Here is a 15,098-nt window from a genome sequence, read left to right on the forward strand (position 1 = left end):
AATTTAGTTTAAAAATTAATATTTCCCGCTAATTCTTTTAGTGCAATTTCAGATAATTTTGCTTCATATTGTGCGTTGCTGTAGCGTACTTTTGCATTCACATAATTCAATTGAGCAGTTCTAAAATCAAGGGTTGTAATGGTTCCAATTCTAAATTTATCCAGCGTAATATCCAAATTTTGTTTGGCAATAGCTTCGTTATCCTCTTCTAAATCAATTAATTCTAAATTGGTTAAATAAGTTTGAAATGCAGTACTCAGCTGCGTATTCAAAATCATATTTTGCTGTTCAATAGCAATTTGAGAATTTTCAATTTGAAGTTTTGCCACTTTTTCATTTCGGTGCTGATTAAAACCGTCAAAGATATTCATCGAAGCATTAAAACCATAAGTAAAACCCTTTGAAGAGTTTTCGCTTGTAAATCCTAAACTGGACTGGCTTTCAGCAAAGTTATAACCCGAAGTTAAATTTACAGTTGGATATCGGCTTGCTTTTACTTGTTTGAGCTGTAATTCGGCAATACGTTTATTGATAATCTGTGATTCTAAAGCCGGATTTTGTTTTTGTGCCAAATCCATTAAGTCGTTTAAAACCAGTTTGTCATCCACTGTAACTTCATCAGTCACTGTGAAATTAATTTTAGGATCACGAGCTAAATATTGGTTTAATAATATTTTAGCATTTGCATACGATTCTTTTTGTCTTAAAAGGGCAACCTGATCTGTATTTAAGTCAACCTGAGCGTTTAAAACTTCTAATTTTGAAGCTTTACCAATAGTGAAACGGTTTTGCGCTAATTCAACCCTTTGTTTTGAAATTACAATTGTAGTGTCTAAAGCCGCCAGTTGATGCTGCTGTTGTACTAAATCATAATAAGCTGAATTTACCTGACCAATTTTTATCAGAATAGTTCTTTTTAATTCGGCATCGCCTAATTTCTGAAGTTCTTTTAAGTGATCGTATCTGGCAAACATTCTCATTCCGTCAAAAACAGTCCAGCCTAAGCTTACGCCGTATGTCAAGCTGTTATTTTTTGCATTATTTAATGTAGTCGATGTACCGTCCTGGCGGACCTGCGTTGAGTTTGTAACGCTGTTGTTGTCTACAATATTAGCTGTTGCAGTTGGCAGGATACCGGCATTTCCAACGGTAGCATTTGTTTCGCTGATAGTCGAATTATTTTTAGCAATTTTAATTTCGAAATTATTCTCTAAAGCGATTTTCATTGCTTCTTCAATAGTCAAAACTTCCTGTGCTTTCACGTTGATGGTGCACAGAAAAACAGCTATTAAAATGTGGTATATATTTTTAATATTCATGGTTATTTTCTTTTACCGGAAATTCACGAATTCAACATTGTAAAATTCGTGAATTTTTTTGGATGCTATTTTATACTATCTTTTTCGTATTCGTCGATATGATCAAATTCCGGATAATGTTTACGGGCTCTTGACCACATGAAATAAATGGCCGGAATAACAAAAAGCGTCAGTGCAAGAGAAAAAATAGTTCCTCCCACAATTACAACTCCCATACCAATTCTACTGGTAGAAGCGGCTCCAAGCGACATTGCAATTGGCAATGCACCTAAAGCAATGGCCAGACTCGTCATTAAAATTGGACGTAAACGTGCTTCTGAAGCTTCAAGAATGGCTTCCATTTTTGGTTTGCCCTGTTCTCGCAGCTGATTGGCAAATTCCACAATTAGAATACCATTTTTGGTCACCAGTCCAATAAGCATTACGGTTCCAATCTGGCTGAAAATATTCCAGGTCTGATTGAATAACCAAAGTGAAAATAAAGCTCCTGCAACCGCCATTGGCACGGTTAAAATGATAATAAACGGATCGATAAAACTCTCAAATTGTGCAGCAAGAATTAAGAAGATTAATAATAAAGCCAATCCAAAAGCGAAAGAAGTATTAGAGCTGCTTTCCACAAAATCTCTTGATTCTCCACTTAAATCAGTTGTAAAACTCTCGTCTAAAACTTTAGCTTTAATTCTGTCCATTTCCTGAATACCATCACTGATACTTTTTCCAGGAGCTAAACCAGCCGCAACTGTTGCTGACATATAACGATTGTTATGGTACAATTGAGGCGGATTACTTTGTTCAGCTACTTTTACAACGTTGTCCATCTGGATTAATTCGCCTTTTTTGTTTTTTACAAACATCGAAGTCAAATCTAAAGGTTTCGATCTGTCTTTTTGATCAAACTGACCAATAACCTGATATTGTTTTCCGTTTTTAATGAAATAACCAAAACGCTGTCCGCTTAAAGAAAGCTGTAAAGTCTGGGCAATATCAATAATAGAAATTCCTAAACTTTCGGCTTTGGCACGGTCAATACTTACATTAATCTCCGGTTTGTTGAATTTTAAATTCACATCGGTGGTCGAAAACACATCGCTTTTACCAACCTCGTTCATGAAAACAGGGATTTTTTCTCTTAATTTGTCAAAATTAGGAGCCTGAATGATATATTGTATCGGCAGTCCACCACGTCTGTTAACCGCAATTGTAGGCTGTTGTGTCACAGAAGTTTTAGCATTAGGATATTGCTTCGTCCATTTAGTCAGTTTGTCAGCAATGTCTTTTTGAGATTTTTCTCTTTCATCAACATCTTTTAAGGTAAGCCTTACCAATCCGCTGTTTACGGAATTCGAGCTGAATCCGGGAGATGTAATTACCAAACTTACTTTTTTCTCCGGAATAGAATCGTCAATTAATTTCGAAATTTCCTGCATAAAACGGTCTGTATATTCGTATGAAGATCCTTCGGGAGTTGTCATACGCATGGTTACAGAGCTTCTGTCATCATAAGGTGCGGTTTCTTTTGGAAGAATAGTAAAAAACAAATAAATCAATCCAAAACAAGCAATTAAAATAGGGAAACTGATCCATTTTCTGTCCATGAATTTAGTCAGCGCTTCGGCATAACTGCTGTTCATCTTCTCAAAAAAAGGTTCTGTTTTGATGTAAAATTTAGATTTTTTCTGTTCGCCGCCTTTCATTAAATAGGCATTCAACATTGGCGTTAAAGTCAGGGATACAAAGGCGGAAATTAATACAGCGGCTCCAATTACGACTCCAAATTCCCTAAAGAGTCGGCCAACGAAACCTTCCAAAAAGATTACTGGTAAAAATACCGCTGCTAAAGTTACCGAAATCGAAATTACAGCATAGAAAATTTCATTTGAACCTTTAATCGCAGCTTCAATTGGCGACATTCCTTCTTCTACCTTTTTAAAGATGTTTTCGGTAACAACAATTCCGTCATCTACAACCAGACCGGTTGCCAGAACAATTGCTAATAAAGTTAATACATTGATCGAGAATCCGAAAAGCCACATAATAAAAAACGTAGCAATTAACGAAACCGGGATATCAATTAAAGGTCTGAAAGCGATTGCCCAGTCTCTAAAGAATAAATATATAATAATGATTACCAGAACAATAGAAATTCCTAAAGTTTCGGCTACTTCGAGTACTGATTTTTTTACGAAAATGGTGTTATCAAGAGCGATATTCAGCTTAATATCTTTTGGAAGATCTTTTTTAAGTGCCTCGTATTTTTTGTAAAACTCTTTGGAAATATCCAAATAATTGGCTCCCGGCATCGGTACAATGGCCAAACCAATTAAAGGAAGTCCTGACTGGCTTAATTTTGTTTCCAGATTTTCAGGGCCTAATTCGGCACCGCCAACATCACTTAGACGAACAATTTTGTCGCCATCTGTACGGATAATAATATTATTGAACTCTTCGGCTTTAGAAAGGTTTCCAACCGTTTTTACAGTTAATTCGGTGTTATTTCCGGTTAGTTTTCCTGACGGAAGTTCAACATTTTGGGCATTTAAGGCATCACGAACTTCGGCAACTGTACAGCCATAAGCAGCAAGTTTTACCGGATCGATCCATAAACGCATGGCATAGCGTTTCTGACCCCAAATTTGAACCGCACTTACTCCCGGAATAGTTTCTAATCGCTGTGAAATAACATTTTCGGCATAATCACTTAATTCTAATGAGCTTCGGGTATCACTCTGAACGGTCATCGAAATAATAGCGTCACTATCGGCATCTGCTTTTGAAACAACCGGCGGTGCATCAATGTCCTGCGGTAAACTTCTAATGGCTTGCGAAACTTTATCACGAACGTCGTTTGCAGCTTCTTCTAAATCTTTATCCAGATTAAACTCGATGGTAATATTACTGCTTCCCTGATTACTCGAAGAAGTTATATTTCTAATTCCGTCAATGGCATTTACGGCTTTTTCAAGAGGTTCTGTAATCTGCGATTCGATAATATCAGAATTGGCTCCGGTGTAATTGGTTCGGATAGAAACCTGCGCCGGATCTATCGAAGGAAATTCTCGAACACCCAAAAAAGTATAACCAATAAAACCGAATAATATAATTAATAGATTCAGTACAATGGTTAAAACAGGTCTTTTTATACTTGTAGTTGATAAACTCATGTGTGATTTTAGATTTTTTAGAATATAGAAAATAGATTAAAGAGTATTGTCGTAAGTTTTACGGCTTAAACTCATAACCTAATAACCCATAACTTCTTACTTACTAATTTTAACTTTAATTGGTGCTTCGTTTTTCAATGACATAACACCGCTTGTAATTAAAGTGTCACCGGCTTTTAATCCTGATAAAATCAAAATTGAAGAATCAGTTCTTGTTGTGGCATCCACCATAACTTCTTTTGCTTTGCCCATATTGGCAATAAAAACTTTTTTACCGTCCTGAATGGGTATGATAGCCTGAGAAGGTACAACTATAGCGTCTTTAATAATATTTAATGGTAATTTGACATCAGCAAAAGTTCCAGGGAAAAGTTTACCGTCGGTATTGTCAGCAATGGCGCGAATTTGCAATGTACGTGTTGCAACTGCCACTTCAGGCTCAATGGCGTATATTTTTGCTGTATATGTTTTATCTGAACCAGAAACAGTAAAATCAATTGTAGATCCTGATTGTACCTGCGAAGCATATTTCTCCGGAATAGAGAATGTAATTTTTAATTTTCCTGTATTAACCAATTTTGCTACCAAAACAGTTGGTGTAATGTAAGTTCCCGGTGAAATGGAACGAAGACCTATTTTTCCTGAAAAAGGGGCTTTTACCGATGTTTTAGATATTTGCGCTCTGATTAATTGTGTTTGGGCTTGCGCCGAAGCGTGATCTGCTCTGGCAACATCAGCTTCTTCCTGGCTGATGGCTTCTTTTTGAAGTAATAATTTGGCTCTTCTTTCGTTTTCTGCTGCTAAACCTTCTTTGGTAACGGCTTGTCGCAATTGTGCTTTAAGCTCGATGTCGTTTACTTTAAAAAGTACCTGACCTTTGTTCACATACGTTCCTTCATTAAAGTAAATCCCCTCTACAATACCTGAAACTTCACTATGGATTTCAATTTGTTCATTGGCTTCGATAGAACCCGATAAAGATAAATTATTATCAAATGTCGAAGTTTTGATGACAATTCCGCTTACCGTTGTTGGAGCATCTTTGTCGCCAAATTTTTTAGATTCTTCGTTTTTGCCTTTATTGGATATTATTCTATAGGTGATAAATCCTCCTAAAACAATGATTATAAGGGCGTAGATTAGGTGTTTTAGTTTCATAAAATTGAGGTGAATATATGTTTTTGGTGTATGTTTTTAGCAGCTAGCAAATTTAACTTTTTGTACCGAAACCAAAAGATGTTAGCTTTTATTTAACATTTGGATGACAGTAATTTTAAATCATATTTGGGAGTGCATAGTCGTAAAAAGTTTGCGGTTAGATGTTGATTTTGATAAAAGGTTTAAAAGCAAAGGTGTTTTTTTTACATTATTCTTAACTTTTTTTGGAAGATAGTTTGTATTTTGTTTTAAATCAGGTAGATAGTGTTTTTATAGATATAAAAATATTTTGGGTTTACTATTTAAAAATCAAAGGGAAGCTGTGTGGTTACTAAACTTTAGTAAAATTTTTCGTTTTTGTCCGATTTTCTTTGCAGTTTATCGATTTTATTTGTATTATTGATATGTTAAACAAAATGATAATATTTGTAGTATTTATTAAGGAATACTCTTAATATTTTGATTTAAGTTGTAGGCTTGGTGTAGTTTTTTGTGTTTTTTAAAGAATTTGATTAATAATTGTATTAACAAGTGTTTATAATTTTCGTTCTTAATTACTAAAAATATTATATGAAGAAAAAAATACTCCTAAGTTTATGGTTTACATTATTACTGGCTTCGATAGGCTTTCTTTTTTGGCAGAATGAATTTAAATATAGTCTTCCTACGCCCATTCCCAAAAACTATCATACTATAGCAATGGGTTCTAAAATCGATTTATCGCAATGCTGTGCTTTTGATAATAAACCTGTTTTTTTTCATTTCTTTAATCCGGATTGTCCCTGCTCACGATTTAATGTGCCTCATGTTAGCGGATTAATTAAAAAGTACGGGGATAAAATCAATTTCAAAATCGTTGTTTTAAACAAACAAAAGACTTTTTCCATAAAAGAAATCCAAGAGAAATTTGGTGCCGAAATTCCTGTATATTTTGACGAAGGAATTGCCCAAAAATGCGGTGTAATTTCAACTCCTCAGGCTGTTCTTTTAGATCCATCACATAATTTATATTATCGTGGTAATTACAACAAAACCAGATACTGTACAGATGCTGACAGTAATTACGCTCAAATGGCGATTGACTCGCTGTTAAAACAAAATAATGCGCCCTCATTTAATGCTTTAGCTCTAAGAGCTTACGGATGTTCGTTACCAAAATGCACTAAATAAATCTATCACTAACTTAATTTTTTAAACCTATGAAAACAAAAGCCAGTTTGAATGAGCAAGATTATCTGCATAATTTTATGTCTACCATGACACAAAAATCAGATACAATTATCAATTATGTTCTAGCCGTTTATTTTCTTCTCGGAATTGGATTATCCTTTAAATACGATACTTTCGAAATAGGAGTGGGAGTAGGAACGCTGAATCTCCTGGCCTATTATTCGGCAAAGTTGTTTATGAAGAATTCTAAATTCTATCAATATGTTTTATCCGTTGTACTGGCGATTTTTATGGCTCAGTATATTTACCAAATGCATGGTATGTTCGAAATGCATTTTACGGTTTTCATTGCCAGTACGATCTTAATTATTTATCAAAACTGGAAACTTCAGATTCCGTTAACGCTTTTGGTGGTGCTTCATCATGCTGGTCTTGCTTATTTGCAGAACTTCGTTTATAATGATGCAAACGGTCTTCAGGTTTATTTTTCTCAGGTAAATTTTGATTTAGAAACGCTTATTATTCACACTGTTTTAGCGGCCGTTGTATTTTTTATGAATGGTTATTGGGCGTATTATTTTAAAGAGCATAGCGAAAATCATATTTCTAAAATTTCGGATGAATATGAATTAGAAAACATGAAACTGGCTTCGGCTAAATTCAGCTCTATGTCGGCTACAAAAGAATACAATGACTTTATTCACAGAACTACTTTAGACTTAAAACTTCCTGTAAATTCTGTTTTAAAATTAATTGATGTTTCGAAAGGACATACAGATAATGATAAGCTTTTGACTTACTTGGATATGATGAGAGAAAGCGCTAAAAAAATTGATGATTTAGTGAATGACATTCATGTAAAATCTACGAACAGCAGAAATTAAGACAGTAAAAATCAACTTCCAAAAAAAAACATTTTTACACGCAGCGCTGCCATTATTTATTAATTTTTAATAGAAAATTTATGGATACAAGATTTACCCGCCCAACTCCCTCTGACCGAGAAGTCGACTGGAATAAAAATAAAGTATTACTTAGTAAAACAGATAAAAACGGAACAATTCTGTATGCCAATGAAGATTTCATAGATGTTTCCGGATACGATGAATTTGAACTTATAGGGCAGCCTCACAATATTGTGAGGCATCCTGATATGCCGAAAGTAATTTTTAAATTCTTATGGGACAGTATCAAATCCAGCGAAAATATTCATGTCATTATAAAGAACATGGCTAAAACCGGACGCTATTACTGGGTTGTTACCGATTTTAAAATTATATCTGATACGAATGGAGATGGTGATATAGTAGGGTATTTCGGAACCCGAAAATCAGTTCCGGAACCTATCATCACAAAATTTATTGAACCTTTATATAAAAAACTGCTGCAGATAGAAGAGGCGAGCGGCATAAACGCTTCTGAAGAATATCTGGTTGGTTTTTTAGAGGAACGAAAGAAAACGTACATGGAATACGTCGACCACTTAATCGCTACGGGAAAAGACGATAAAAATAAAATAAGCAAAGGCTTGTTTAGCGGTATATTCGAAAAGAAAAGTCCGCCAAAGAAGTAATAAAAAACCTAAATACGCTTCATTGTACCAACTCAAAATATTCACTAAAAATTTGCCCCCAACAAATCTAAATCACCTGAATATTAGAAAAACATTGAAGTGTATTTTTTTTTAGGTTCTAAGGTTCTGAGGTACTTAGGGGCTAAGTTTTTTTAGGTACAGAGTAGCAAAGTATCTTTAAAAAATATGTTCAGGTTTTCATAAACCTTCGACTTCGCTCAGGATGACAATTCATTATTTATGCTCCGTATTATTTCTATTTTTACTAAAAACCTCAGCAACTCAGCACCTCAGTACCTCAGAATCTTAGCACCTTAAGAAATATAATTCCAAATATTCTTTTTCTTTGTCAATTCTATAAAAACCATTTTCAAGACTGCATGTTCTGGTTTTTGTAAAGGAGGATCTTCTTTTAAAATTTTCATGGCGTAGTTTCGGGCTAAAGATAAAATCTCTCTGTCCTTTACAATATCAGCGATCTGCAGGTTTAAAACACCGCTTTGCTGTGTTCCCATTAAATCTCCCGGACCGCGGAGTTTAAGATCGACTTCGGCAATTTCGAAACCATCATTAGTTCCAACCATCGTTTCCATTCTGGTTTTGCTGTCGGTGCTTAACTTGTGGCTCGTCATTAAAATACAATAACTCTGCTCAGCGCCTCGGCCTACGCGTCCGCGTAACTGATGTAACTGTGAAAGACCAAAACGTTCTGCACTTTCAATAATCATAACGCTGGCGTTTGGAACGTTTACACCAACTTCAATTACGGTTGTAGCGACCATAATATTGGTTTTTCCTTCGGAGAAACGTTTCATTTCGGCATCTTTATCAGCCGGTTTCATTTTTCCGTGCAGAATGGAAATCGAATATTGAGGCAAAGGAAAATCTCTTGAAATACTTTCGTAGCCATCCATTAAATCTTTATAATCCATTTTTTCAGATTCCTGAATAAGCGGATAAACGATATAAATCTGTCTTCCTTTAGCAATTTCATCACGCAGGAATTTCCAGACTTTTAAGCGGTTGGTATCATAACGATGTGCCGTTTCAATAGGTTTTCTTCCCGGCGGTAATTCATCAATTACTGAAATGTCCAAATCGCCGTATAAACTCATCGCTAAAGTTCTTGGAATTGGCGTTGCCGTCATTACCAAAACATGCGGCGGAATATCATTTTTCTTCCACAATTTTGATCTTTGCTCGACACCAAAACGATGCTGCTCGTCGATTACGGCTAAACCAAGATTTTTGAATTTTACTTTGTCTTCTAATAAAGCATGTGTTCCAATTAAAATCTGCAGACTTCCATTTTCGAGATCTTCATGAATAATTTTTCTTTCGGAAGTTTTAGTCGAACCGGTTAATATTTTAATGTTGATGTTTAGCGTATTGGCAAATTCTGATAAACCAATAAAATGCTGGTTGGCCAGAATTTCTGTTGGTGCCATCAAACAGGCCTGAAAACCATTATCAATAGCCAAAAGCATACTCATAAAAGCCACGATTGTCTTTCCGGAACCTACATCTCCCTGCAGTAATCGGTTCATCTGGGCATTGCTTCCCATATCCGATCGGATTTCTTTTATAACCCTTTTCTGCGCATTGGTCAGCGCAAATGGAAGGTGATTTTGATAAAAATCATTAAAAAGTTCACCCACTTTTGTAAACGGATGTCCTTTTATTTTGTGTTTTCTGATTAGATTTTTAGTGATTAACTGAAGTTGAATAAAAAACAATTCCTCAAATTTTAATCGGAACTGGGCTTTTGCCAGAGCATCTGCACTTTTCGGAAAATGTATGTTGAATATGGCTGCTCTCTTCGGAATCAGTTTTAACTCTTCTATCAAATAAGGCGGAAAAGTTTCGGTAAACAAAGCCTGGGTTTCAATAAACAATTGCTCCATGAGCTTATTTATTGTTCGGTTGGAAATTCCTCTGTTTGTCAGCGTTTCAGTAGACGGATAAACGGGCTGCATAGCTGAACGAAGGCTCTTTTCATGTTCGCTCAGCAGTTCAATTTCCGGATGTGCCATACTGAATTGGCTTCCGTACAAAGAGCATTTTCCAAAAATAACGACTTGTTCATTTAGCTTTAAACTCTCGCGAATCCATTTATGTCCCTGAAACCAGTTTAAGTCAATCTGCCCGGTTTCATCCACAAAAGCGGCAACCAGGCGTTTTTTGTTTTTGGCAAATTCAACGGTTTTTATGTTGATGATTTTTCCAATAATCTGAACTTCACTTCCTGTATTCTGCAGTTCGTTAATCTTATAATAACGCGTTCTGTCAATGTAACGATTGGGGTAAAAGTTAACTAAATCTCCATATTTATGAATTCCTAATTCCTTACGAAGCAATTGACCGCGGCTTGGGCCAACACCTTTTAGGTATTCAATAGGAGTTTCCAGAAGATTGTTAGACATAGAGGAGTTTTAGATTTTAGAGTTTAGATTGAGGATTTGGTTTTGATCCCGAAACCTCGGGACGGAATGGATTTTTAAATTTTACAGACAGCGAATATAATTCTTAATTAGGAAATTTAAAAGCCTGAAATAATTGGATAAGTATTTTAACAAATAAAGATAATTCTTAGATTTGTTAAAATGTTTAAGATATAAGCCCCTGATATGATTAACGAAGAAAAAATTCCTTTTGAAACCTTAGAGTTTGCCGGTATTACATTTAAAGTGATTAATCGACATGCAGCTCACGATATTATTGGAAATCTTACCAATTTTAATAACGAAAAAATATACAACGTTTTTGAAGATACCTGGCGTTTTCCTGATTATGAAGAAAATCCAATTTTTCTATTAGCAGAAGATGATGTAGAAATGGATTCGTTTGAAATGGATTTTAGTACAGAGGAACATCCCGATATTTTCATTCTAGGATTTATTTTTAAAGGTAACCTAAGTGTTAAGAAACTAATCAGTTCTTTTGATACGGACAATTCACCAGCTTTAATTGTATTCGGAGAAACTACATCGGTAAATATTACTTTATTTGGAAGTGTTCATTACTTAGGCGGCGGCGTAAAATGTGATGCTCTTTTGGGAGAATACAATCACGGAGAACTTTTTGTAAAAGGAGACGTCACAGCATGGTTAATTTACAGTGATGATATGCTGATGCATTTTGAACGTTTTACAGATGTTCAGGCCATAATTAGTATAAACCGTCCTGATGTATTAATCTGCAGTAATGTTACGGACGAGGATGGTACAGTAATTACCATTGAAAATTACTTTCCGTCAACTCATAAATTATCTGATATTGTTGATGATTCATTTATTGAAATATCAGATTATGGAACAGAAACATTAGGAAATAATTACTACGAAGATGCCTTTAAGGAAGGACTTTCGATCCTGAATTACGATAAAACGGAAAAGTATATGTATACTAATTTCCGGGATGAGTTTATAAAGATGGTTGAAGTTTTGTCTGAACTGGAATATGTAAAGCAGATAGGCAGAATCAGTAAAAATATTGCAGGTACTACATATTCGTTTATTCCTTTTGATTATGAAGGGAAAAAGTACAGCCAGATTTCGGAAGAAATTGGAAATGGATTTAATATTCGAATGCGTGCTTTATGGTGTCATGACAATGAAGAAATCATGCTTATACTGGAATATCTTTATGAAGATGGAAATCCTAAGTATCAATGGATGAATAATGAAACAGCGCCGGGAATAGAGATGTTTTGTGTAAAAGGTGCGGCAATAAAAGCTTTTGAAGTACTTACCGCTGAGCCTTCTGAAGATGACGACGACGATGAAGATGAAACAGAATATGCAGAATACGACAGCAGTTTTTCATTAGAAGATTTTTCGGCTCAGTTTGGCCGTTATGCTTTGCCGGAAGATTTAGTGAAATTATATGAGTTTGAGCAGGAATATGGAGCAGAAACGTATTCAGAATGTTTTGGACTTACCATAACAGACGATAAGACCGGCATTAAAACCTGGTCTGAAGAGGAAGAATTTTATAATAGTTTCATCGAATTTGCAGGAGCAAATGGTTCCGGAAGTTCGTATGCGTATTGGTTGATTGATAATGATTTAAATAACTGCCCAATAGTTGTTTTTGGTGATGAAGGAGGAATTCATGTCGTAGCCGAAAATACACGAAAATTGATTCATCTTTTAACTTTAGATACAGAAATTTCAGTTGATTTTGATTCGGCTTATTTCTATAAAGACGAGGAATATTACTCAGAAAATGATAATATAGAAGCGTTTCAGCAATGGGTTAAAAAAGAATTTAATCTTGATCCAATAGAAACTAACGAAGAAACCGATGAGATTGTAAAACAAGCGAAAGACAAGTATAAAAAACGATTAAACGATTTCTTAATCAAATTTGATATAGAAATTGGCGAAGATGACGAATAGTTATTTCTGCAATCATCAAATGAATCTTTATCTTTGATTAAAATTTAAAGAATGACAACACATTTAGCACTTTTACGCGGTATTAATGTTTCGGGCCACAATATGATGAAAATGGAAGCTTTGAAAACAATGTTGGAAAATATTGGTTTTCAAAATGTCCGCACTTATCTGCAGTCGGGAAATGTTTTTGTAGACAGTGAAGAAGATGCTGCAAAAGTGGGTTTCATGATCAAACAGGAAATTTTTAAAGTCTTTGGACATGAAGTTCCTACGATTGTAATTACAAAAGAAGATTTGGAATTGTGTTTTAAAAACAATCCCTTTCTAAAGGAAAAAGACGCAGATACGAAGAAACTTTATGTTGCTTTTGTTTCAATTGCTTTGAAAAAAGAAAGCATAAATGACTTGAAAATTAGTCAGTTTAAACCAGATGAAGCCAGTATCGACGGGAACAGAATTTTTATTAAATATGCCGTTGGTGCCGGAAAAACAAGGTTTGACCAAAAATATATTGAGAAAAAACTTAATGTCATATCCACAATTCGAAACTGGAATACAGTTACGAATCTGTTGAAAATGTACGAAGAATAAAACTTAATCCCGCAGCCATTTCTGCATTGCAGGAAAGGCTGCTTTTTGTTCTTTTTCTGCACGTTCTTTTCCAACGCATAATCCTATCCATTCCAGAAAAGGAAGTCCGATATAAGTGCCATTACTTAAATTTGAAATTAACCATTCCGAATCGTTTTTATAACCATCGGGATGAAATACAAATTCTAATGGTAACTGCAAATAATTAGATGCTGCATAAGACCATAAAATAGCAGCGATTTCTTCTCCTTCCGTAGGCCAGTCAGCAGCAATTTCAGTTGTACCAATTAAGTTTCGGTTTGCAGCAGTAGTAACTGCAAGATGTCCTGCTTCATGCAGTATATCTCCTGGATATAATAATGTATTATAATCAATATAAATACAGTTTGGTCCTAATTCTAATCCGGGTAAAAAACTTGTTTCTACTTCTTTTTCAATAACATTAATACCGATTTCTTCCAGAAATCCCAGAACTTTTTTTATTTCTTTGCTTTCTTTTAAAGACATATTAATTCGTTTTCTTCATTACTTTTTTCAAATATAGTGTATCAGCATTATGCAGGGCGCCCTTTTTAGCTCCACCGCCATGTGGGGTTATAAATTGAATGTTTTGAGATTCGAAGCCTTCTTTTTCGACTTTTTCATTGACCGATAAAATTGGCGCTTCAAAACCATAAAGCGTAAACTGACGATATCTTTTTTCATCTAATTCAAAATAACCGTCAGCATTGCTGAAAGTTTCGCCCACCCTGCATTTTTCAATTGGTGTTTGGAAGTCTGAATCATAAATATATCCTGTAATTTTTGGTCTTTCACATCGGCTGACCAAACAACTTTGTAAAGAACAGCTGATAGAGGCAAGAACTAGTACGAACATTATTTTTCTAAAATAAAATGTACTCATTATTTTTTAATTAAATCACAATACCAAAATCCATAATCAAAAGCATCAGATGAATCTGTATCACAAGCTGTATTAGAAGAATCTGTGTTTTTAGGTTTTTCATATTTACGGTAAACAATTTCGCCGACTTGAAAATGGACAGGCTGCGAAAATATCGGACCATCGAATGAAAAGGTGTGAAATTCACCGTTTTCTCCGCAAACATCAACATTTTCGGGTAAATCATTTATGAAATCCTGATCTATAATTCTGCCCACAAAGCTTTTGTCTAAGTAACGTTCGTTTACACAAACCACAATGGTTTTAAATCCCAGTGATAGAAATTCCTGAATTAAATCGTGAGACGGAATTTTCCAAATTGGAAAAACGCCTTCAAAACCTATTTTAGCCAATTGTTTTTCGCGATACTCTCGTAAGTCTTCAAGGAAAATATCTCCAAAAACAGAATGTGTTATGCCTTGATTTTTTAATTCTGTTAAAGTTTTAGTCATTACATTTTCATAAACTTCCATTGTGGGCATTTCCGGAATCTGCATGATTTTTAACGGAATTCCAATGCTTTCTGCCTGAGCCTGCAACAGTTCAACACGTACGCCATGCATTGAAATTCGCTGATACTGCTGATTAACGCTGGTTAACAAACAGTCAATTTTATAATCTGGATTTTGAAGAATTTTATATAATGCAAGGGCAGAATCTTTTCCGCTGCTCCAATTAAATAAGGCTTTTTTAGGTATAGACACGTTTGATTATTTTTCTATTGTAAACTTACAAATTTCATTCGATTTGTAAATGAAACCTTTGTAACTTTGGATTTTG

General features: G+C 34.8%; 12 protein-coding genes. 5 read left to right on the top strand and 7 right to left on the bottom strand.

The genetic code is table 11. The features are described from left to right. Nucleotides 1-8: 8 nt before the first annotated feature. From BKM63_RS17685 to BKM63_RS17695, 3 genes are all read right to left on the bottom strand, one after another. A complete protein-coding gene (locus BKM63_RS17685; protein ID WP_071637886.1) occupies nucleotides 9-1,319 on the bottom strand; it encodes a TolC family protein in 1,311 nt (436 codons plus the stop codon). 65 nt (nucleotides 1,320-1,384) lie between these two features. Further along, nucleotides 1,385-4,483 (bottom strand): efflux RND transporter permease subunit, encoded by a 3,099-nt coding sequence (locus BKM63_RS17690; protein ID WP_071637887.1) that lies wholly within the window; start codon nucleotides 4,481-4,483, stop codon nucleotides 1,385-1,387. 96 nt (nucleotides 4,484-4,579) lie between these two features. Then, nucleotides 4,580-5,641, bottom strand: coding sequence for an efflux RND transporter periplasmic adaptor subunit (locus tag BKM63_RS17695; RefSeq protein WP_071637888.1), 1,062 nt, complete (start codon nucleotides 5,639-5,641; stop codon nucleotides 4,580-4,582). 570 nt (nucleotides 5,642-6,211) lie between these two features. Here BKM63_RS17695 and BKM63_RS17700 point away from each other — a divergent pair. From BKM63_RS17700 to BKM63_RS17710, 3 genes are all read left to right on the top strand, one after another. Next, a complete protein-coding gene (locus BKM63_RS17700; RefSeq protein ID WP_071637889.1) occupies nucleotides 6,212-6,811 on the top strand; it encodes a peroxiredoxin family protein in 600 nt (199 codons plus the stop codon). 29 nt (nucleotides 6,812-6,840) lie between these two features. After that, a complete protein-coding gene (locus BKM63_RS17705; RefSeq protein WP_071637890.1) occupies nucleotides 6,841-7,695 on the top strand; it encodes a hypothetical protein in 855 nt (284 codons plus the stop codon). Nucleotides 7,696-7,775: 80 nt separating this feature from the next. After that, nucleotides 7,776-8,384, top strand: coding sequence for a PAS domain-containing protein (locus BKM63_RS17710; RefSeq protein ID WP_071637891.1), 609 nt, complete (start codon nucleotides 7,776-7,778; stop codon nucleotides 8,382-8,384). A gap of 314 nt (nucleotides 8,385-8,698) precedes the next feature. Here BKM63_RS17710 and recG read toward each other — a convergent pair whose 3' ends face one another. Then, nucleotides 8,699-10,807, bottom strand: coding sequence for an ATP-dependent DNA helicase RecG (gene recG / locus BKM63_RS17715; protein ID WP_071637892.1), 2,109 nt, complete (start codon nucleotides 10,805-10,807; stop codon nucleotides 8,699-8,701). 204 nt (nucleotides 10,808-11,011) lie between these two features. Here recG and BKM63_RS17720 point away from each other — a divergent pair, with 204 nt between their 5' ends. After that, the gene (locus BKM63_RS17720; RefSeq protein WP_242661180.1) at nucleotides 11,012-12,784 is read left to right on the top strand and encodes a hypothetical protein; all 1,773 of its coding nucleotides are present in this window, start codon (nucleotides 11,012-11,014) and stop codon (nucleotides 12,782-12,784) included. A 51-nt stretch (nucleotides 12,785-12,835) separates the two neighbouring features. Beyond that, entirely contained in the window at nucleotides 12,836-13,375 is a 540-nt protein-coding gene (locus tag BKM63_RS17725) for a DUF1697 domain-containing protein (protein WP_071637893.1), read from the top strand. Nucleotides 13,376-13,378: 3 nt separating this feature from the next. Here BKM63_RS17725 and BKM63_RS17730 read toward each other — a convergent pair whose 3' ends face one another. Genes BKM63_RS17730 through BKM63_RS17740 form a run of 3 tightly spaced genes read right to left on the bottom strand, consistent with a single transcriptional unit; the run spans nucleotide 13,379 to nucleotide 15,016 of the window. After that, nucleotides 13,379-13,882 carry a hypothetical protein gene (locus BKM63_RS17730; protein ID WP_071637894.1) on the bottom strand — a complete coding sequence of 168 codons (504 nt, stop codon included), beginning with the start codon at nucleotides 13,880-13,882 and terminating at the stop codon, nucleotides 13,379-13,381. 1 nt (nucleotide 13,883) lies between these two features. Further along, on the bottom strand, nucleotides 13,884-14,279 hold the full coding sequence (locus BKM63_RS17735) for a hypothetical protein (protein ID WP_071637895.1): 396 nt from the start codon (nucleotides 14,277-14,279) through the stop codon (nucleotides 13,884-13,886). Next, nucleotides 14,279-15,016: a diphthine--ammonia ligase gene (locus BKM63_RS17740; RefSeq protein WP_071638164.1), complete on the bottom strand. Its 738-nt coding sequence runs from the start codon at nucleotides 15,014-15,016 to the stop codon at nucleotides 14,279-14,281. Before BKM63_RS17740 ends, BKM63_RS17735 begins: the two co-directional genes overlap by 1 nt. Between the last annotated feature and the right edge of the window lie 82 nt (nucleotides 15,017-15,098).

This window comes from Flavobacterium johnsoniae, from assembly GCF_001879205.1.
GTDB classification, from domain to species: Bacteria; Bacteroidota; Bacteroidia; order Flavobacteriales; family Flavobacteriaceae; genus Flavobacterium; species Flavobacterium johnsoniae_A.

Excerpts from the sequence above, each read along its gene's own strand:
- BKM63_RS17685 (WP_071637886.1), bottom strand. The coding sequence starts at position 1,319 with ATGAATATTAAAAATATATACCACATTTTAATAGCTGTTTTTCTGTGC.
- BKM63_RS17690 (WP_071637887.1), bottom strand. The coding sequence starts at position 4,483 with ATGAGTTTATCAACTACAAGTATAAAAAGACCTGTTTTAACCATTGTA.
- BKM63_RS17695 (WP_071637888.1), bottom strand. The coding sequence starts at position 5,641 with ATGAAACTAAAACACCTAATCTACGCCCTTATAATCATTGTTTTAGGA.
- BKM63_RS17700 (WP_071637889.1), top strand. The coding sequence starts at position 6,212 with ATGAAGAAAAAAATACTCCTAAGTTTATGGTTTACATTATTACTGGCT.
- BKM63_RS17705 (WP_071637890.1), top strand. The coding sequence starts at position 6,841 with ATGAAAACAAAAGCCAGTTTGAATGAGCAAGATTATCTGCATAATTTT.
- BKM63_RS17710 (WP_071637891.1), top strand. The coding sequence starts at position 7,776 with ATGGATACAAGATTTACCCGCCCAACTCCCTCTGACCGAGAAGTCGAC.
- recG (WP_071637892.1), bottom strand. The coding sequence starts at position 10,807 with ATGTCTAACAATCTTCTGGAAACTCCTATTGAATACCTAAAAGGTGTT.
- BKM63_RS17720 (WP_242661180.1), top strand. The coding sequence starts at position 11,012 with ATGATTAACGAAGAAAAAATTCCTTTTGAAACCTTAGAGTTTGCCGGT.
- BKM63_RS17725 (WP_071637893.1), top strand. The coding sequence starts at position 12,836 with ATGACAACACATTTAGCACTTTTACGCGGTATTAATGTTTCGGGCCAC.
- BKM63_RS17730 (WP_071637894.1), bottom strand. The coding sequence starts at position 13,882 with ATGTCTTTAAAAGAAAGCAAAGAAATAAAAAAAGTTCTGGGATTTCTG.
- BKM63_RS17735 (WP_071637895.1), bottom strand. The coding sequence starts at position 14,279 with ATGAGTACATTTTATTTTAGAAAAATAATGTTCGTACTAGTTCTTGCC.